This is a genomic window from Micromonospora sp. D93 (assembly GCF_018070365.1).
GTDB lineage: Bacteria > Actinomycetota > Actinomycetes > Mycobacteriales > Micromonosporaceae > Micromonospora > Micromonospora ureilytica.
This window is the reverse complement of record NZ_JAGPXW010000033.1, coordinates 53,467-72,952: the sequence shown is the minus strand read 5'-3', so window position 1 is coordinate 72,952 and position 19,486 is coordinate 53,467. Positions and strand designations below refer to the sequence as shown.

Genomic DNA, 19,486 nt, shown 5'->3' with positions numbered 1-19,486 from the left:
GTGGCCGTGCACACAGTTGCCCGCCCGCCCTGCACCCCCGGTCGGCGCAGACGCCGCCGCGCACGCCGTCCGTTGGCCGGCACCGCACTGCCCCGTTCACCCTGGAACCGATCGGCCGGCCGTTGACCCGGGGGCGGGGACGGCGTGCACGTTCGGCCCTGGTGGCATTTCTGAGCGCTGGTTAGGCTTTCGGGGTTTGCCGTGGACCGGTCCTGCCGAGGGTGCACGCACGACGAAAGGGCCGGAGCGACCGTGTCCCGACAGGACGGAACGCAGGCTGCGGGGGCACTCAACCCCGCCGGCGCGTTCGTCGCGGCTGCGGTCATCCTGCTGGAGGCCTGCTGGCTGGTCGCCGGGTTGCCGGGCGCCGCGCTGGTCAGTGACATCGGCGCGATGCTTGTCGCCGGCTGGGCGACGCTCGCCTGTGCAGGGGTGGCCCGTCGACATCCGGTGCCGCTGCGCCGGTTCTGGACGCTGCTCGCCCTCACCATGGCGCTCGCCGCGATCGGCCGGGCGATCTGGACTGCGCAGCGGCTCGTCGGCGGTGACCTGCCGCACACGCCGGTGGTCGGGGTGGTCTTCACCGCCGGCATTCTCACCGGCACGGCCGCGCTGCTCAGTTCGCCGTCCGCACCACGGACCGCGGTCGGGCGGGCCCGTACGTTGCTGGACGGGGTGATCGTCGCCCTGGCCCTGGTGCCGATCGGTTGGGTGCTGGTCTTCCGTGGGGTTGCCGCCGCCGAGCTGGCCGATCCGGCGCGCACGCTGGGGCTGCTCTTCCCGATGTTCGACCTGATGCAGCTCACCATCCTGGTCGCGGTGTCCGGCCCGGCCCGGCCGATGTGGCGGCCGATGAGCATCCTCGCGGCGAGCCTCACCCTGCGGGTCGTCGCCGACGTCGTCTACGTGTCGCTTGTCGCCCGCGCCGACTACGCCGCCGGTCACCCGATCGACCTGTGCTGGCCGTTGAGTTACCTGCTGATCGGCCTGGCCACCCGGAACCCGCCGCCACCGGACTTCGACGGCACCGACGACACCGCCGAGTCGCCGCTGCCGCCGTGGTGGCGGGTGGCGTTGCCGTACCTGCCGGTGGGTGGAGCGATCATCGCTGTGGTGTTGGCGCGTCGGCCCACCGGGCAGACCCCGCAGCTGGTGTTCGTGGCCATGATGGTGTTGCTGGCGGCCCTCGCCGTCCGTCAGGGGTTGGCCGCCAACGAGAACCTCCGGTTGGTGGTCCGGTTGCGTCGGCTCGCGTACGGCGACCAGCTCACCGGGCTGCCCAACCGGTTGTTGTTCAACAGGCGGCTGCGCGTGGCCCTGCGCGACGGGCGACCGGTGGCCGTGCTGCTGCTCGACCTGGACGGGTTCAAGCAGGTCAACGACCGGTTCGGGCACGCCACCGGCGACACCCTGCTGACCGGGCTCGCGGCCCGGATGCACGCTGCCGTCGACGGTGACGGCACCATCGCCCGGCTCGGCGGTGACGAGTTCGCGGTGCTTGTCGACGGTGAGCGGCCGGTGTCACCCGAGCGGCTCGCCGAGCGGCTGCTGGACGCGTTGCGGCCCTCCGACGACGAGGAGGACGTCGGGGTGCACCCGTCGGCGAGCATCGGCATCGCCGAGTACGGCCCGCAGCACGCCTCCCACACCGACCTGTTGCGCGACGCCGACATCGCGATGTACGCGGCCAAGGCGGCCGGGAAGTCCGCGTACCGGACGTGTACGCCTGTGTTGCGCGAGTCGGCCGTCTCCCGCGCCGAGCTGATCGCCGACCTGCGCCGCGCTGTCGACGAGGACCAGCTGCACCTGGAGTTCCAACCCATCGTCGACCTGGCCACCGGTGCGGTGCGCAGCGCCGAGGCGTTGGTGCGCTGGCGGCACCCTCGGCTGGGGATGTTGCCGCCGTCGAAGTTCCTGCCGCTGGCCGAGGAGACCGGGCTGATCCTGCCGATCGACCGCTGGGTGATCCACGAGGCGTGCCGGGCCGCCGCGACCTGGCGGGGCCGGGCACCGGAGGCGACAGTCGCTGTGAACATCGCCGCCGCGCACCTGCGTCGGCCGGATCTGATCGCCACTGTCACGGCGGCCACCAGCGCCGCCGGGCTGGCACCGCGGGCGTTGACGCTGGAGTTGACCGAGTCGGCGCTGATCGAGGGCACCGAGGCGGTGCTGGAGCGGCTGCACCAACTCCGGGAGCTGGGCATCAAGATCGCCATCGACGACTTCGGCACCGGCTACTCGTCGCTGAGCTACCTGCACCGCATCCCGGCCACCGAGCTGAAGATCGACAGGTCGTTCGTGGCCCGGCTGGGCACCGACGACCGGGCGTACGCGACTGTGGAGATGGTCACCCGCCTGGCCGGCGCGTTCGACCTGGCGGTGGTGGCCGAGGGAGTGGAGACCGAACGGCAGCACGAGGCGGTCACCGCGATCGGTTGCCCACGCGGCCAGGGCTATCTGTACGGGCGGCCGGACGCCCCCGCCATGGTGGGCCAGAATCGGAGTTGACTCTCACGTAACGGCAGGCAGGAGCCTGGTTCCCGGAAGGGAGGGGGACCATGGCGTACACGGTGGGTCAGGTGGCGAAGGTGGCCGGCGTGACGGTGCGGACGCTGCACCACTACGACGAGATCGGGCTGCTCTCGCCCAGCGGGCGTACCTCGGCCGGTTACCGCCGCTACGATGACGCGGACCTGCAACGGCTGCAACTCGTCCGGTACTACCGGGAGCTTGGTTTCCCGCTTGAGGAGATCACCGCGATCATCGACGACCCGGCGGCCGATCCGGCCGCGCACCTGCGCCGACAGCACGAACTGCTGACGGCACGGCTCAGGCGGTTGCAGGAGATGGTCACGGCGATCGAGTTCGCGATGGAGGCGAGCAAGATGAACATCCAACTCACGCCGGAGGAGCGGTTCGAGGTCTTCGGTGACTTCAGCCCGGAGGCGCACGAGGCCGAGGCGGAGCAGCGGTGGGGTGACACCGACGCGTACCGGGAGTCGAACCGCCGGGCCTCCCGCTATGGCAAGGACGACTGGCTGCGGATCAAGGCGGAGAACGAGGACTGGGGTCGGCGGATCGTCGCCGTGCTGGCCTCGGGCGCGCCGGCGGACGGCCCGGAGGCGATGGACCTGGCCGAGGAGCACCGGCAGCTGATCAGCCGCTGGTTCTACGAGTGCTCGTACGAGATGCAGACCGGGTTGGCCGACATGTACCTGGCCGACGAGCGGTTCACCGCGTACTACGAGAACATCGCGCCAGGGCTGGCCGCCTATCTGCACGAGGCGATCCACGCCAACGCGATCAGCCGGGCCTGACGGGGTGCGGTCCGGCTAGTCTGGCCGGACCGCACCGCCCGGGGGAGATGACAGTGCAGAAACCGAAGCTGATCGCCGCTGTCGCCGTTTTCGTGGTGGCGGTCGGCGCCGGGGCGTGGGCGCTGGTCGCCGCCGGCGACGACGAACCGGACGCGGGTCGCCCGGCGGCGTCGGCGGGCCCGGCCGACCCTGCCGGTGTGCTGAAGGCAGCCGCCGGGAAGGCCGACGAGCAGCCGTACCGGCTGACCGTGGGCACCGGCGGCGCGGACGGGGACGCCACGGTGCTGCTCTGGGACCCGAAGGCGAAGCGTGGTCTGGAGACCACGTCGCTGAAGGTGCCCACCGGTGTGGTGAAGATCGAGCGGTTGACCACCGGGCCGGACGTGTACGTGCGGGTCACCGCCCCGGACCGCCGCGTGCCGGTGTGGGACGGCAAGACCTGGTGGCACGTCGGCGCTCCGGGCGCCCCGGCGGCCAAACAGGGCCTGGACAACACCCGGCTGGCCAGCACGTTGGGCGCGCCGGCGGGGGTTCGGCAGACCGCCGAGCGGGAGTACGCGGGCACGCTGGACCTGCGCCAGAGCGGCGCGGTGCTGGGCAGCGGTGTCGGTAGCGTGCTCGGTGACCGGGCCGGCGCGGTGCCGTTCACCGCGGCCGTCGACGAGCAGGGGCGGTTGGTCCGTTACCGCATCGAGTTGGCCAGCGAGCAGTCGCAGACCGCCCAGCTCGACCTGACGTACTCGGACTTCGGGCTGTCGGTGTCGGCGGACCCGCCGGCGGCCGACCTGGTCGGCGAGGACCCGCCGGCGAACATTCCGGGCGCCTGACGTCGGTTCACTCCTCGACCGCCCCGTCCACCGGGGTGACCAGGAAGTCGTAGACGGTCCGGGCCATCCGCCGGACCGTCTCGTCGCCGGTGGCCATCGGTCCGGCGGTGAGGAACGCGACGGCGGTCTCGGTGCCGGGGATCAGGTAGTAGCCGACGTCGTGTGAGGCGTCCGGCAGGTCACCTGTCTTGTGGGCCACCGGGACGCCCTGTGGTAACGCCGCCGGGATCTTCGTGTTCAGGGTCTGCTCCCGCATGAAACCGATCATCAGGTCGCGGGAGGCGGGGGTGAGGATCTCGCCGTCCCACACCGCGCCGAGCAGTGACACCACGTCGTCCGGGCTTGTGTAGTTCTCCTCGCCGCGTTGCGCCGCCGCGCTGTCGAGCATCCGGCGGGCCAGGATGGTGGAGCGTTGGTTCATCGAGTCGATGAGCGCGTTGACCGGGGCGAACCCACCCAGGTAGGTGATCAGCACGTTCGCGGCCACGTTGTCGCTGTACTTGATCAGGTACTGGGCGAGCCGATGCACTGTGACCACCTGCGGGAACGTCTCGAACTGGAGTTGACCGGTGCCGCCGACCACGTCCTCCGGGGTGACCAGCACCCCGTCGTCGAGGGAAACCTGTCCACAGTCGACCCGCCGCAGCAGCTCGACGAGGATCCACAGTTTGATGACGCTTGCCGCCTTGGGCCGCAGCGATCCGTTGACGGCGATCTGCTGGTCGCCGTAGCGGCCGGACAGGTCGCGGACGGTGGCCCCGGCCGGGTTGAGGCTCGCGTCGGCGACCACCCGGGCGAGCTGCCCGCTGAGGGGGAACAGCCGGGCCCCTTCGACCGGGTCGGTGGGCGGCTGCGGGCTGGTGACCACCACGCCGGTCAGCGTCGTCGGCGGGCGGTGCCGTTGGATCACCTCCAGCGTGCCCTCGCTGCGCCCGACCAGCGGCACCCGGTAGCGGTAGGCCGTGCCGCCGACGACGACCGCACCGCTGGCCACCCCGGCGGCGACCCGCATGGCCGGGTCGGCGACCCGACCGGTGTCGCCGTCGCAGGCGCGGTAGCGCACTGTGTGCCCGAGCGAGTCCACCGCGAAGACCCCGCCGGGGAACGACAGCCAGGACACCTCGCTGGTCGGCGGGCGCTCCGGCGTCGGGTCCACCCCGGGTTCGTGGCTCTCCGCGGCGGGCACGCGGCCCGAGCCGTCCGCGGTGGCCGGCCCGGTCGTCGCGACCACCGCGAGCGCGACCGCCGCCGACAGCCACTTCAGGGGTACGCGGGCAGAGTTCCCGAGTAGGGAAGATGAGCGCCTCTTGTCGCTTTTTCTCACGTTTGCACGATATGGAGCGCTGGTGGCGGGTGAGGCCGGCGGGACCGGTGTCACCCGTCTGGGCGGCGATGTCCTGACGAGCGTGATGACCCAGAGACATCACGATGACTCACAGGCATCATGCTCATCAGCAACCTCGACTCCTGGAGGTCCACCATGTTGATCATCGCAGGCAGCTTGCGTGTCGAACCGGAAACCCGCGACGCCTACCTGTCCGGCTGCGGCCCGGTCATCGCGCAGGCCCGCGCGACCGCCGGCTGCCTCGACTTCCTGTTGGCGGCCGACCCGTTGGAGCCCGGCCGGATCCACGTCTACGAACGCTGGGAGTCGGCGGAGCAGTTGGCCGCGTTCCGTGGCTCCGGCCTGGACGACGCGCAGGAAGCGGCCATCCTCGGCGCCGACGTGCAGCGCTACCTGATCGCCGGCGTCGAGGCGCCCTGACCCGAGGGCGGGCCGGCACCGTTCAGGCCGACGGTAAGGGGTCGGTGGGCAGGCCGGGCGCCATCCGGCGGATCGAGGCGAAGGTGGGCGTGAGGGCGTCGTACAGCTCGGCGAAGAGCGGCAGCAGCGACGCGTAGGTGGCGGCGGCGGCCGGGTCGGGGCGGACGGTCTCCTCGATCCGCACCAGCTCGGCGGCGACGTCGATGCTGGGGATCAGCCCGAGCGCCTCCATGCCGAGCAGCGCCGCGCCGAAGCTCGACCCCTCGTGCGCGGCCGGGAAGCTCACCGGCAGGCCGAGCACGTCGGCGAGCATCTGCCGCCACAGCCCGCTGCGGGCGAAGCCGCCACCGGCCCGGACCTCGCGGACCTCGTTGCCGGCCGCGCGCACCGAGCTGAGCACCAGCGCCAACTGTTGGCAGACGCCCTCCAGCGCGGCCCGCACCAGGTGCTCGCGGCGATGTGCGTGGGTCAACCCCACGTACGCGCCGCGCGGCAGGGCGCTCCAGTGCGGTGCCCGTTCGCTGTGCAGGTACGGCAGCATGATGAGCCCACCCGAACCGACCGGCGCACGGGCCGCCAGGGCGACCAGGTCCTCCTCGGAGTGCTCACCCAGATCCGGGGCGAGCGCCGCGCCGGCCCACTTGAGCACGATGCCGCCGTTGTTGATCGCGCCACCGACCGCCCAGCGCTGCTCGGTCAGCGCGTAGCAGAACACCCCGCCGAGCGGGTCCACGGCGGGCCGCTCGACCATCACCCGCATCGCGCCGCTGGTGCCGATCGAGCAGGCCACCATGCCGGGGTGCACCGCGCCCAGGCCCAGGTTCGCCAGCGGTCCGTCGCCCGCGCCGACCACCACCGGGGTGCGCTCCGGCAGGCCGGTCTCGGCTGCGGCCTGCGGGATCAGATTGGGCAGCACGGCGGTGGTCGCGACGAGCTGCGGGAGCTGTTCCTCGGTGATGCCGGCGATGCCCAGCGCCTCCGGGTCCCACTCCAGCGTGTGGATGTCGAGCAGGCCGGTGGCCGAGGCGATCGAGTGGTCGATGACCAGCGTGCCGCAGAGCCGCAGCAGCACCCATTCCTTGATGCCCACCCAGTGCGTCACCCGCTCGAAGAGTTTCGGCTCCTGCTCGGCGAACCAGAGCAACTTGGGCAGCGGCGACATCGGATGCATCGGCGTGCCGGTGCGCCGGTGCAGGGCCAGCCCCGACGGCACCGCCCGCAACCGCTCGGCCTGCCGGGTCGATCGCGAGTCGGCCCAGGTCACCGACGGGGTGAGCGGATTGCCGTCCCGGTCCAACCCGATCAGGCTGTGCATGGCCGAGCCGAACGACAGCCCGGCGACCGGCTGGACCAGCTCGGCCACGACCATGCTGATCGACCTGAACACCGCTTCGAGGATGAGTTGCGGGTCCTGCTCGGCGTAGCCGGGTTGCGGGTTGTTCAGCGGGTAGCCCACCAGGTGGCTGCCGAGCTGCCGCCCCTCGGTGTCGTACGCGACGGCCTTGGTGCTTGTGGTGCCGATGTCGACCCCGATCACGACCCCGGACAGCGTGACTTGCGGCACGACCGTCACCCCTTTCCGAAACGTGAATCGACGCAACACTATCGCCCTATCGTGTGGGTTGCTCCGCCGATCGGGTACTTCGCCCGTTTCGGCGTGTCCGGGCGCCGCGCCGCGCCTGTTAAACCGTGTGACACCCCAGATTGGTGGCCTACGCGGCGAAGGAGTCGGCGTGGCAAAGACTGAATCGACGGGTTCCACTTGGCGGTACCGGTGGGCGCACCGGCAGAACGTGCGGCGGGTCAACACGTACCGCGGCGCTGAGGCGGCGTGGCAGCGACGCGACGACGAGTTACGGCGGCTGCGCGCCCTGGCCGCCGACTTCCAGGGCTCGGCGGCCGCCGGCTCCGGTCTGGCGTTGGAGTTGGCCGCCGACGAGGTGGTGCTCTGGGCACTGCCCGCGGCGCAACTGGTCGAGGTGCGGCACACCACAGTGCTGCCCGCGCCGGACCTCACCGTCGCCCCGCGAGCCGAGCCGCTGCGCCCGCGCCGCCCGGACGGCGTACGCGTCACCGACGCCGGCATGGCCGTGATCACCAGCCGTCGACTCGTGCTGCTCGGCGGGCGGGGCCGGCGCGACTGGGCGTACGGCCGGATAACCGGGCTGGCCCACGACCCGGCGGCGCCGGTCACAGTGATCCAGGTGCTGGACCGGCGGCGTACCTCCGGGTTGTTGCTGCCCACCGACGCGGCGCCGGACTTCCGGTTCAAGCTCACGCTGGCCTTCGCCGACGCGATCGAACAGCGCGCCGCGGTGATCGCCCAACTCGACGAGCTGATCGCCGAGCACGCCCAGCTCAAACCGTTCCGACCGGCCGTGAACACTCCGGCGCAGGCGCGGGTCTCCGCGCTGGTGCCGGGTGGTCGGCGGACCATCGCGGTGGCGGCGGCTGTCGCGCTGCTGGTGCCGGCGGCGCTGATCGAGTCGGACCCGTCCGACCCGACCGGTGGCGCGGAGGTCGCGGCCGCAGCCACCCCGGCGACCACTCCCAGCGTGGCGCCGGCGCGGATCGGCCCGGCGCTTGCCCTGAAACCCCCGCCGCCGAAGCCGACGAAGTCACCACGCCCGTCGCCGGGCACGACCCAGGGCCCGCGCTGTGGGGCGCCGGAGAACCCGCTGGGGTACGACTTCTGCGGCGGCACGCGGATCCGCAAGCCGGCCGCCGAGGTGTGCGACTGGTTCGACTGCGTACCGCAGTTCTGGGCGGGTCGCGGTTACCTCGTGCAGTGCCGCGACGGCTCGGTCAGCCTGGCCGGCGGCGGGTCCAAGGCCTGCGCCAACCACCAGGGTGTGCGGCGGACCATCACCAAGTGACCGATTCGGGGTCAAAAGTCCGCTTCGCTCGGCGAGAATGATCGAGTGGAGATCCGGTCTGACGATGGCGCTCGGGTGCGGGTACGCCCCGTCGGCTACCAGCCCGGCATCGACCCGCCCGACGACGCCGACGGGGCCACGCCCGGCTGGCACGACTGGCTGCTCATCGAGGTGGACGCCCGCACCGCCGACGGTCAGACCTGGTCACACCACTACCCGAGCCTCATGGTCGAGGAGGCCCGCGCGCTCGGCGGCTGGCTGCACGGGCAGGCCACCGCCGCCCTCGGGCTCAGCGCGCCACCGGCGATGGTCAGCTTCACCGAACCCAACCTGGCCCTTCGCAGCCGGGTGCTGCGCCGCCGCCGGCTGGAACTGATCGTGGAGTTCTCCGCCGAGTCCCTGCCACCGTGGATGCGCCGCCCGTCCACAGCGATCTACCCGCTGATCCTCACCGTCTCCGCGGACGCCCTCGCCACCGCCGCCGAACACTGGGCCGAGCACTGCGAGGCGTACCCACCGCGTACCCAGTCGCGGTTCCCGACCCACGCCCCGCAGCCGTACCGGCGGCAGGCCGGCTGATCACCTGCGTCACCGGCTTAGCGATGCCTTGGCGGCGTCGATGGCGTCGGACAGTTCCTCGGTGTACGGGAAGCCGTCCTCGACGATGGCCATGTCGACCCCGCATGCGCGCTGCCGCGCTCGCAGCAACGTCTCCTCCACCGGGGCTACCGGGAAGGCCAGCGGGTCGAGACCTGGCGCGGAGCCCAAGTCTTCGACCAGGAGCCACCTGCTCTGCTCGTCGTAGACGACCACCCCGGCGGCGATTCCCCTGGTCCACTGATCGAAAAGCGCGGCCAGGCTGGTGGCGGCACGGACCGAGTCCCAGGCGTCGGGTGAGATCTCGTAGCGCCAGATCTCACCCTCGTGGTCGCCGGCCAGCACGAACGTGTAGAGGGTGACATCGAAGAAGAACAGGGGCAGTTGTTGCCGCCAGGGAAACGGCGTGCCGATCGCCAACCCCAGATAGTCCAGCGCGTCCCCGCCCTCCGGCCATGGCATCCGCCATCCGACGTTGGGCAACACCTGCCGGTCGGGCCAGCGCTGCGACTGCAACCAGGTCAGCTGCTCCGCGATGTGATCCACGCCGAAGATCCGGTGGACCACGTCCGGCGGTTGCCCGGTCGGCGACTCGCCCTGGTCGGGCCAGTCGAGGCCGGCGGCCGTCGCCGCGAGGCGATAGTCGCGTACCGCGTCCCGCAGCACGGGCAGGTCATCAAGCATCGGGAAGCTCCTCGGCCGCCGGGGTCCTGGGCAGGCTAGCTTCGCCGCGCCAACTCTGGTGCCCGTCAATACTCTCCTTTCGGGCGCAACGGGATGCATCGATCGAGCCCGCGTTGCCTGTCACGTACGTGAGCGGTTGTACCGCGTGTGACCGTGACCTCTGTGGCCTGCGCCCCCTGGCGGATCGCCTGGGCCGAGCGCGAGAACGAGCGCCGGCAGCGCGCGTACCGCGACGCCACCGACGCCTGGCGGCACCGCGACGACCACCTGGCCCGGCTCCGCATCGAAGCCGCCAGCTTCCTCGGGTGTACGCAGCCCCGCACCGGCCTACCTGTGGACCTCGACGACGACGAACTCGTCTTCCGCGTCCTCCCCGCCGCTCAGCTCGTCGAGGCCGAGGCGCGGCACGTCCCCGGCCTGCCCACCCCGGGCGGCTTCTGTTCCTTTGCTGAGACTTCTTCCCAGGCGCTGCCGGCGGGCCTGCGTGTCGTCGACACCGGGATGGCCGTCGTGACCAGCCGACGGGTCGCCTTTGGTGGCCCTGAGCACCGGCGCGAGTGGCGGTACGCGGACCTCGTCGGCCCGGCCCACCACCCTGACGTGCCGGTCACCCTGCTGCCCGATCGCTGTCGACTGCAGGGGCTGCTGGTCCCGGCCAACGCCGTGGTGAACTTCCGCTTCTATCTCACAGTCGCGGCTGCCGGCGATCGCGCCGACGTCATCGCACAGGTCGACGCGCTGCTGGCCGCGCATCAGGATGCCCGGCCTGCGCCTCTCCGGTTGGTGGAACCCGACGACGCACCGCTGACGGCCGTACGCCCCGACCGGCGGGCGGTCGGTGCTGCCGCCGTCGCTGCCGTGGTGTTCGTGACGCTCGGTCCTGGCGCTCTGGGTCCTGGCGCGTGGGGCCCTCGCGGGTCGGTGCCCTCGGCGAAGATCGTCGCCATGGACGTGCCGAGGGCCGGGAGTGTCCTCGTTCCGAACGGTCCCGTCGGGCCGGTGGTACCCAGGTCACGGGTCGGCTCGGCCGACCGTGCCGTATGGAGCCCGCCGTATGTCGCGGCTGTCCGGCCGGCAGCTGTCTCGACAGTGGTGGCACCTGCTGTCGCAGTGGCCCTGCCGCCGGCTCCGGCGCCGTCTGTCGCCCCGGCCCCGTCGGCCAGTTCGGTGCCGACGCCCGGTCCGGTCCCCACCACGGACCCGCCCGCGTCGGCCCTGCCGACGCCGCCCGTCGCGTCGGCCTCGCCGACCCCGAACCCGACTGTCACGGCGACGGCTACGCCTACGCCTTCGCCTTCGCCGGATCCGGGGCTGCTGGCGATCTGCCTGGATCCTCTTCAACTGCCGCTGCTGGACCCGCTGCTCTGTCCGTCTCCGGCACCCTGACCAGCGTTTTTGCCGGCGTGGCTCAGCTCATGGCGCTGAAGTCCGGGACGGTGAGGGAGCCGTCCTCCGCGAGGGTGAAGCCGGGGTTCCAGGCGATCTCCCAGAGATGACCGTCCGGGTCGGCGAAGTAGCCGGCGTATCCGCCGTAGAACGTCTCCCTGGCTGGCTTGGTCACCGTGGCACCGGCGGCGGTTGCGGCGGCGATCACCTCGTCGACCTCGGCCCGCGAGCGGACGTTCTGAGCGAGGGTCATCGCACAGGTGCCCAGCTCTTCGATGCCGGCGTCGGCGGCGAGCTTGTCGCGGCCCCAGAGGACGACCGCCAGGCCGCCGGCCTGGAAGAAGACCGTCTCCTCGACCTCCTGGCCCTGCCAGCCGAGCTGCTCGTAGAACGCCTTGGCGCGGGCTACGTCCGCGACTCCCAGAGTGATGAGGCTGATGCGTTGTTCCATGGTCTTCAACCTAACGCGCAATCACGCGGGGCGCCGTAGGCGGCCTCGACGCTGTTGCCGCTTTAGGCGCGGCAAGAGCACCGCCGAAGTCATCGCCGACACGCGTTCGATGAAGTTCGGTGGGAACGATTCAACCCATAGCATCGATGCTATGGGTTGGGGTAGCGCGGAGCTGGAACCAGAGGTTCGAGACTGGCTGGAGGAACTGCCAACTGCCGACTTCGCCCGAGCGGCGTTCTGCATCGATCTATTGGCTGGCCGAGGTGTGTTGCTCGGAGAGCCGCACTGCAGACAGCTCGACGGCAAGTTGCGTGAGCTGCGGTTTTATCTAGAGCGCGACGCGGTCCGCGTGACGTACTGGATAGCCTCTGACCGGAGGATCATCCTGCTCACGGTGTTTCGCAAGACGCGAATGCGGGAGGACCGGGAAGTCGAGCGGGCTCGCCGCGCATTTGAGCGGTGCGTGGCGGAGCGGCACATTGTGAACGAGGGGGGCAGAGCGATGAGTGATCGCCTGGACTGGAACGACCTGCGTGAGCGCCGGATGGCGGAGCCAGGAGCGGCCGAGACCTACGAGGCCACCCGGATCGCCTTCGAGCTTGGCCAAGAGGTGCGCCACCTGCGCGAAGGGCACGGCTGGAGTCAGAGCCAGTTGGCCAGCGCCGCCGGCATGACCCAGTCCGCAGTTGCCCGTTTTGAGGCGGGCGGGACCGTGCCGACCCTGCCGGTCCTGGAGCGCTTGGCCCGTGCCTTGGATCGGAGGCTGGACGTCAGGTTCGCCTCGAACGCTGATGCGGCTTGACCGCATCCGACAACTGTCGCAGAGCGTGCCAATCCCGCTGAGCGGTGGCGCGCGTGGTCTACGGTTTTCCCCAGGCTTAGGCGGCGATCGTCCGAGCGGTGGCGTACACGTCGGCGGGTAGGGCGTGGTGGAGCTGCCACAGGACGCGCATGGGTCGGTCGCCGGTGTGCGAGTCGTACGTCATGGTGCCGGCGTAGAGATACGGCGGCGCGCCCAGGTCGCGGTCGGCGATGCGGGTTTCCCGGACGAAGAGGTGCACGGTCGAGCCGCCCGACGTGTAACGCTGCCCGGTCGTCGACGTCGCAGACGTGGTGCTCTGCGACTCCCACTGGAACAGCGTGTCGGTGATGGCCCGGTCGGCGTACATGGTGGTGGGGGAGTAATGCGCCTCGGACTTGACCAGGGTGACGAAGAACAGGTCGGCCTGGGCGTCGGGCAGCCACTTCACGCCCTCGCGTAGCGATCCCGGGTTCGTCATCCCGAAGGCGGCGCATGCCTCGTTGCGGCTGTAGCGGGCGTGCACCCGCAGCGGCACCACACCCGGCGCGACGCTCGGCGTGACCCGGTGAATGCGGTCCCGCAGCACCTCGGCGACCTGCCGCAGCTCGACGCAGCGGGCCGGTTCCTTCCACAGCCGCGCCAGCCGTTCGTCGCGCATCGCGAGCGGGGCGTTCGGCCCCCAGAGGCTGAAATGCAGCATGTCCAGCAGTCGGCTGCTGCCTGCGTACACCTGCTGGCCTGGCGCGGACGGTCCGGCCGCGACCCGGGTCAGCAGCTCCAGCCGGTCGATGTCGTCGGTGTGCAGCATGCGACCGATGGCCCGGCCCAACTCCCGGTCATCCGGGCCGGGTGCGGACGTCTCGGTGCCGGCGAGCCGCCGCAGCCCGGTCCAGCCGCCGACGCTGGCGGATCGGTACACGTCCTCGATCTCCAGGCCCGTCTCGCGGAGGAACGTCGCGAGGCTGACGTCGCCGAGTTGCCGCAGCTCAGACACGAGGCCGGCTTTCGAGGTGGGCAGCGCCGATCGCAGGTTGGCGAGTACGACCTCCTTCGCCACCCGGTCCAGCTCGACGTGGCAGCCGCTCGGCAGGCTCGGGAAGTCGTCGCGGACCGCCTCGGTGATTGCCCGTCGGCTCACCCCGGTCAGGGCACGCCAGCGCAGGTCGAACCGGAAGTTGGCGTGCTGCCCGCCGATGAAGTCGAGCACCGTGAGGCAGGGCTTGTCGTCGTCGAGGCGCAGGCCACGGCCGAGCTGTTGCAGGAAGATCGTGGCGCTTTCGGTGGGTCGCAGCATCAGGATCGTGTCGACCATCGGCAGGTCGACGCCCTCGTTGAACAGGTCCACCGTGAAGAGCACCCGCAGCTTGCCGGCCTTGAAGTCCCGCAACAGCCCTGCCCGATCGGTGCCGGCCCGCGAGGTCACCGCCGCTGACGGTACGCCGCGCTCACTGAACCAGGCGGCCATGAACTCGGCGTGCCCGATGCTCACGCAGAACCCAAGCGCCCGCATCCGCCCGACGTCCACCTTGTCACGGACCGCCCGCAGCACCGTCCGGGCCCGAGCATCGTTGCCGGTGTAGATGGTGTTCAGCTGCGTCGGGTCGTAGCCCTGGCCGCGCTTCCAGGCGACGTGCGACAGGTCCACGTCGTCGTGTAGCCCGAAATACTGGAACGGTGCCAACAACTGCCGCTCCAACGCATCCCACAGGTGCAGCTCAACGGCCGCACGCCCGTCGAACCACCGGCGCACGTCGCCGCCGTCGGCCCGGTCGGGGGTCGCGGTCAGTCCCAGGAGTACGCGGGGACGCAGACGCTCCAACAGCCGCGTGTACGTCGGCGCTTCCGCGTGGTGGAACTCGTCGACGATCACCATGTCGTACGCCTCGGGGTCGACCTCCCGGCGGTGCAGCGACTGGATGGAGGCGAAGACGTGCTTCCAACCGTTCGGCTTCTCGCCCGCGACCAGTGTCTCGCCGAAGCTGCCGTCGCCCATGACCTGCCGGAACGTCGACAGGCTCTGCCGCAGGATCTGCTCCTGATGAGCAACGAACAGCAGCGAGTCCGCCTTCTTGCTGCGGTGCAGCCGGCGGTAGTCGAGGGCGGCGACCACGGTCTTGCCGGTGCCAGTCGCCATCACCACCAGGTTGCGCCACCGACCGTGCACCAGTCGCTCGGCGTCCAGGTCGGCGAGGATCTCGGCCTGATACGGGTACGGGCGCACGTCCAGGTTCGAGATCGCGGTCGGTGCATCGTCGCGGCGCTCCCCGCTCAACGCATGCCGCAGGCGCTCGGAATCCCTGGTCGCGTCGTACGCCTCGAACGCCGGATCGTTCCAGTAGTCCTCGAACGTCGCCGTGAACGTGTCGATGACGTGCGGCTGCTCCATGTTCGAGATGCGCACGTTCCACTCGACGCCGTCCACCAGCGCGGTCTTCGACAGGTTCGACGAGCCGACGTACGCGGTGGTGGTGCCGTTGTTGCGGCGGAACAGCCACGCCTTGGCGTGCAGGCGCGTGGTCCTCGTTTCGTACGACACCTTGACCTCGGCGCCCAGCTCGGCGAGCCGGTCTAGCGCTCGCTGATCGGTCGCCCCGAGGTAGGTGGTGGTGATGACGCGGACCTTGCCGCCTCTGGCGATCAGCTCGCGGATGGCTGGCTCGACGATGCGGAGGCCGTACCACTTGATGAACGCGCAGAGCAGATCGACGCTCTCGGCCGACGCCATCTCGTGGTTGACCTCGTGGCCGATGCGGGGCTGGTGACGGCCGTTGACCAGCAGTGCGCCGGTGGAGAGGGGAGTGGTGGGGCGTTGCGGGAAGGCCGGCAGCGCCGGTGGGGTTGGTGGGGCGGCGATGGCGTGGAGCAGGTGCTTGGCGTCGGTGACCTGGTCCTGCTCCGTGGCCGCCCTTGGGCTGAGGGTGGCGATGGCTTCGGCGATCTGGTTCGCCATTGCGACCTGGTGGTGGAGCTTGTCGTCGCCGTTGGGGACGGACTGGAGGGCTCGGGCGGCCAGGGCGGCGATGTGCCGAGCGAGGGTGTGGTGCGCGTCGGCGGGGTCGAGTTTGTGGTGCTGGATCAGGGCGGGATCGACGTGCTGGAGGCGCGTGGCCAGCTCACGAGTGATCAGGTGCTCGTAAACACCCCGCTCAAGATCCGTCATCCGAACACCGTAGCCGTCTATTGATGTGCGGCGCGCGTGCTGTCGGCGCGTTTCGGGAAGTCCAGCGGACCCCGGGACAGCTCAACGTTCGACTAGCCACCGCGCGGGCAGTAAAGCGGGATCTAGATAGGAACCATCTCTGAGTTCCCCCTCGACCTGTCGGGTCTCCGACAGGTGGAAACGGATCGTGCTGCTGCCATATATATGTCGAGCGGCCTCTCGCCCCAAGGGCCTCCTGTTGCCTGTGGCCATGACCTGCAGATATTCGGCCCTGAGTTGGTGGCAGGTGCCTCGATGAGTCTTCGTGCTGTTGCCTGCTGGGCTAGCAATAGCCCAGCCTTCGTCGTTAGGCCACAATCACGGGGTCCCGCCGGTCAGGGTTCTGCCGGTAATGTCCCGGCAGGATGTGGGAGCCGCGGAGTGGCTCGGAGGGCGGAGCCGACTGGCTGGCGAGGGTCAGCTGAGGCTGCTGCACCTGGAACGAGATTTTCTTGGTGACGTCAGGGCAATATTTTGGGGATTAGATGCAGACTAGTTCTTTGAAGTCCAACGATGGCGAGCGTCGGGAAAATGCCAAGGAGCTTGATCTTCGTGAAACACGCCTCCGTGCTCTGCAGACTCTCCAGCGACTTCGCATTGCTTGGCTAATTGCTAGCATCCTTTGCGTTGGCTTCCTTGGCTGGGCCATGTTTATAGGCATATGGACGAGTTACAAGGGTCCGTTTAGTGTGATAGGAACGGTCGCGGCCATGGTTTCGACCGTGGCTGCGGCGTACTTTCTGCTACAGAGTCAACCTGACGTTGATGAAAAGAAATACGATTTAGTCCAGCTTCAGTCAGACCGCCTACGCCTGGCTGCAGAGGCGGCATCTGACACAAGGGCCTCCCTTCGCGTATATCGAATCGGCGCGCTAGACGACATCGACCAATATAGGGCTAAGGCTAAAGTTAGCCGACGTTACAGCAATCTCCTGCAGTGGGCAATCATCGTCGGTTCGGTTGCCGCTACAAGCTTGACTAGCATTACGGCCGGAGCTGCTGCGGCCAGTGCTGAGTGGGTGCGCTGGGTTGCGGCTGGAGTGAGTGCTGTCGTTAGTGTTGCGGCGGGTGTAACTGGGTTCTTCAAGTTTAGAGAGCGTGGGTTCAATCAGCAGCAGACGGCGGATGCTATGGAGAAACATCAGAAGGCGCTAGAGCTGGGAATTCGGGAGTATGCTGGAAAAACTGAAGAGGAAGCTCTTCGGGTCTTTGCTCAAGCCGTCGAGGAGCTTAAGGATGAGCAGCGGAAGCGCGAACTCCAGCTAGAGCAGTCCTCGGACCAGAAGGAACCCCGGCAGTCGTGAGTTCGAAGTCAAGCGACAACCCCGAGAGGCATCGGCCGAACCGCTGCCATATCTACGAACTTGGTCTGCCGGTTCAGAACAGCTTTGGTCGTGTCGGCCATCGCAGCTAGCTAGCTAGCTGGCCGGACGCGGGGTGGGCGTCTGCGGCGCGAATCAAGACATCGAAGGTTGGCGCCCTGTCCCAGTTTGGCTGCAGCTTCGTGACCTTGCTCCACCCCCAGGAGCTGTACGCCATTTGGGCAACGGCGTTGTCAGGGCGCACCAAAAGCGTGGTTCTCGGCTCAGCCCGGCCTTCGATCAGCTTGTCGTGTAGCGCCGCCGCAATGCCCCGACGGCGCCAAGCAGGGCATACCAGCAGTTCGCTGAGCGCAAACGTCCGCGTTCCGTCTTCCTCCGTGAACCCGGCCGGCACCGGCTCGTGGATGCCTTCCCACCATCTCGTCTGCGGAGGTAGCGGGAACCCATAGATGTAGCCAACCAAGGCCCCGTGAACCGTCGCGGTAACTAACTCCCACCCAGCCCTCTGCAAATGCAGCTCGAGCTGACGCCGGTAGCGGTCCTCGCTGTAGAAATCGCCGCCGCCCGCGTAGACCTCCAGGTAGAGGTCCACCAGCTGATCAAGGATCTCCTTGGCCTCGTCAGCGCAGTGATGGTCTAGTTGCAGACCCTTGATCACACACTCACCGCCTGGTCGTATGCGTCGACGAACTGGCGGGTTGTCGTCGTTGCTTGCCGTGGCGCTGCCATATCCCTACGTACCTGCGCAAGATGCTGACTTACCCGCTTCGAGTTGATCTGGTTTACCGTAGGCAGGACGTCTAGAGCGATACGTGCCGCCTCGTTGACGTCGCCCTGCTGGTACGCCGCCTCGGAGAGACGCACCGTGTAGTAGACCTGGTTCCGTCGATGACTAGGCGAGGGATTGACAGTGATCGCGCGCAATGAGCGAACAGCGCGCTCGGACCTGCCGAGGGCAAGGTAGGAGAGCCCTTCGATCCCGTTGAGCTCTTGGGCGTTCACGAAGTGAACGAAACCCTGGTCATCCTCGTGAGTGCCGCGGTCCAACTCTCGACGGGCCTTCGTCATCTCGCGACTGAATCCACCGGCATCCCCAAGAACTGCGTAGGCAGGTGCCCTTCGTAGGTGCAGCAACGTGGTGAGTCGAGGTGTTGCCCATCCGGCAGAGATCCGTAGGGCCGCTTCAGCGCAGTGCAGCGACTCGCCAGGTTGACTCTCGCGGATCAACAGGGACAGGTGCGTGAGGGCGCGGACCTCCACCTGTGGGTCGTCCGCGATTCGGGCACGAGTGATCGCTTCATGAAGGTAGGGCCTCGCCTCAGACCGGCGATCGGCGTCGATGGCGAGCCAGGCGGCCTCGATGGATAGATCAGCCAGTGCGCTTTGGAGCGCGTCGCCGACCTCTCTGCTGTAGCTTGCCTTTGCCGCCCAGGCCGACAGCCTGACATGCGCCTGCATGGCGACGTCGCAGAGCAGGTCAGCGCCTGCTGCCGCATCAGCCCGCCGGAGATCGTCAACCAGGGAACTCGCTAGCCGTACCTGCTCCATGCCAATGTTTCCCGGCAACTCAGCAGTCGGTCCGGGGAGCAGGTACGTGTGGCCGCCCGCAGCGAGTCCGGCGAGTGCGGCCATTACGTTGAAGCGTCGGCGATCCGTAACGCCACCCCCTTGGCTTGCTGCCTGCTCCACGTTAACCGCCACGGCTGCCTGATCGCCTCGCTCGACCACCTGATCGTCGGCAAGTGCGCTGATTGTTTTGTCACCCACCGGGCTTGCGTCGGTCCAGCAATGCTGCCCAGGTAGGCGGAACCAAAGGCTTCTAGCCGGCATCTGAAGGAGCTTCGCCCAGTGCGCCAGTCGGTCTAGGTACACGAGCGGCGGCCCGTTCTCCACCCGGCTCAACTGCGCCTGCGTGATCCCCAGCCATCCCGCCACCACGGTCTGCGGCAACGCGACCCGCCCGTGGTACGGATGGCACCGGTACGCCCGAATCACCCGCCCCAGATGCCGCTCGATGAGCGCCCGCCGCACCGGCTCGTGGTCCCAGAAGCTCGCCGGCACCGGCGGCGGCGCGCTCAACCGGTCCCGTTCGGCAGCCTGGCACGGCGTACACCGTCCGCTGTCGTTGTCCCGGGCCAGCCGTCCGCCGCAGCGGGGGCAGTTCGAGTGGGTCACCGGCGGCTCCGTCCATCCAGCTTCATCGAGCCTATCCATTGAACCCGCTGCGTTGAGGAGCGGTATACGCAGCGCGCATATAGAT

General features: G+C 69.2%; 16 protein-coding genes. 9 read left to right on the top strand and 7 right to left on the bottom strand.

Going from position 1 to position 19,486, the window contains the following annotated elements; genetic code table 11:
- Window positions 1-252: 252 nt before the first annotated feature.
- From KBX71_RS28390 to KBX71_RS28380, 3 genes are read left to right on the top strand one after another with little or no spacing between them, the layout of a single operon-like run.
- A complete protein-coding gene (locus KBX71_RS28390) occupies window positions 253-2,508 on the top strand; it encodes a bifunctional diguanylate cyclase/phosphodiesterase (RefSeq protein ID WP_210820864.1) in 2,256 nt (751 codons plus the stop codon).
- Between the two features lie 50 nt (window positions 2,509-2,558).
- Window positions 2,559-3,317 (top strand): MerR family transcriptional regulator, encoded by a 759-nt coding sequence (locus KBX71_RS28385; RefSeq protein WP_210820863.1) that lies wholly within the window; start codon window positions 2,559-2,561, stop codon window positions 3,315-3,317.
- Window positions 3,318-3,370: 53 nt separating this feature from the next.
- The gene (locus KBX71_RS28380) at window positions 3,371-4,144 is read left to right on the top strand and encodes a hypothetical protein (RefSeq protein WP_210820862.1); all 774 of its coding nucleotides are present in this window, start codon (window positions 3,371-3,373) and stop codon (window positions 4,142-4,144) included.
- 7 nt (window positions 4,145-4,151) lie between these two features.
- Here KBX71_RS28380 and KBX71_RS28375 read toward each other — a convergent pair whose 3' ends face one another.
- Entirely contained in the window at window positions 4,152-5,468 is a 1,317-nt protein-coding gene (locus KBX71_RS28375) for a serine hydrolase (protein ID WP_210820861.1), read from the bottom strand.
- A 156-nt stretch (window positions 5,469-5,624) separates the two neighbouring features.
- Between KBX71_RS28375 and KBX71_RS28370 the strand changes: the two genes are divergently transcribed.
- Window positions 5,625-5,909 (top strand): putative quinol monooxygenase, encoded by a 285-nt coding sequence (locus KBX71_RS28370; RefSeq protein WP_210820860.1) that lies wholly within the window; start codon window positions 5,625-5,627, stop codon window positions 5,907-5,909.
- Between the two features lie 22 nt (window positions 5,910-5,931).
- Here KBX71_RS28370 and KBX71_RS28365 read toward each other — a convergent pair whose 3' ends face one another.
- The gene (locus KBX71_RS28365) at window positions 5,932-7,473 is read right to left on the bottom strand and encodes a gluconokinase (protein WP_210820859.1); all 1,542 of its coding nucleotides are present in this window, start codon (window positions 7,471-7,473) and stop codon (window positions 5,932-5,934) included.
- Window positions 7,474-7,642: 169 nt separating this feature from the next.
- Between KBX71_RS28365 and KBX71_RS28360 the strand changes: the two genes are divergently transcribed.
- Both KBX71_RS28360 and KBX71_RS28355 read left to right on the top strand, forming a co-directional pair.
- Window positions 7,643-8,785, top strand: a complete 1,143-nt coding sequence (locus KBX71_RS28360) for a hypothetical protein (RefSeq protein ID WP_210820858.1) — start codon at window positions 7,643-7,645, stop codon at window positions 8,783-8,785.
- A gap of 45 nt (window positions 8,786-8,830) precedes the next feature.
- Complete coding sequence (locus KBX71_RS28355; protein ID WP_210820857.1) at window positions 8,831-9,364, top strand: hypothetical protein; 534 nt, start codon at window positions 8,831-8,833, stop codon at window positions 9,362-9,364.
- Between the two features lie 9 nt (window positions 9,365-9,373).
- Here the strand turns inward: KBX71_RS28355 and KBX71_RS28350 are convergent, their stop codons facing one another.
- Window positions 9,374-10,066, bottom strand: a complete 693-nt coding sequence (locus KBX71_RS28350) for a hypothetical protein (protein WP_210820856.1) — start codon at window positions 10,064-10,066, stop codon at window positions 9,374-9,376.
- Window positions 10,067-10,219: 153 nt separating this feature from the next.
- Between KBX71_RS28350 and KBX71_RS34440 the strand changes: the two genes are divergently transcribed.
- Entirely contained in the window at window positions 10,220-11,452 is a 1,233-nt protein-coding gene (locus KBX71_RS34440) for a hypothetical protein (protein ID WP_210820855.1), read from the top strand.
- A gap of 22 nt (window positions 11,453-11,474) precedes the next feature.
- Here the strand turns inward: KBX71_RS34440 and KBX71_RS28340 are convergent, their stop codons facing one another.
- Complete coding sequence (locus tag KBX71_RS28340) at window positions 11,475-11,903, bottom strand: VOC family protein (RefSeq protein ID WP_210820854.1); 429 nt, start codon at window positions 11,901-11,903, stop codon at window positions 11,475-11,477.
- Window positions 11,904-12,012: 109 nt separating this feature from the next.
- Here KBX71_RS28340 and KBX71_RS34035 point away from each other — a divergent pair, with 109 nt between their 5' ends.
- Window positions 12,013-12,705 carry a helix-turn-helix domain-containing protein gene (locus KBX71_RS34035; RefSeq protein ID WP_247684249.1) on the top strand — a complete coding sequence of 231 codons (693 nt, stop codon included), beginning with the start codon at window positions 12,013-12,015 and terminating at the stop codon, window positions 12,703-12,705.
- Between the two features lie 76 nt (window positions 12,706-12,781).
- Here KBX71_RS34035 and KBX71_RS28325 read toward each other — a convergent pair whose 3' ends face one another.
- A complete protein-coding gene (locus tag KBX71_RS28325; RefSeq protein ID WP_210820853.1) occupies window positions 12,782-15,865 on the bottom strand; it encodes a DEAD/DEAH box helicase in 3,084 nt (1,027 codons plus the stop codon).
- A gap of 539 nt (window positions 15,866-16,404) precedes the next feature.
- Between KBX71_RS28325 and KBX71_RS28320 the strand changes: the two genes are divergently transcribed.
- The gene (locus KBX71_RS28320; RefSeq protein WP_210820852.1) at window positions 16,405-17,208 is read left to right on the top strand and encodes a DUF4231 domain-containing protein; all 804 of its coding nucleotides are present in this window, start codon (window positions 16,405-16,407) and stop codon (window positions 17,206-17,208) included.
- Between the two features lie 106 nt (window positions 17,209-17,314).
- On the opposite strand, the gene KBX71_RS28315 is transcribed toward KBX71_RS28320, so the two are convergent.
- Both KBX71_RS28315 and KBX71_RS34030 read right to left on the bottom strand, forming a co-directional pair.
- Entirely contained in the window at window positions 17,315-17,884 is a 570-nt protein-coding gene (locus tag KBX71_RS28315) for a GNAT family N-acetyltransferase (protein WP_210820851.1), read from the bottom strand.
- Entirely contained in the window at window positions 17,881-19,401 is a 1,521-nt protein-coding gene (locus tag KBX71_RS34030) for a hypothetical protein (RefSeq protein ID WP_307847354.1), read from the bottom strand. The genes KBX71_RS28315 and KBX71_RS34030 overlap by 4 nt, the downstream gene beginning before the upstream one ends.
- Window positions 19,402-19,486 lie beyond the last annotated feature (85 nt).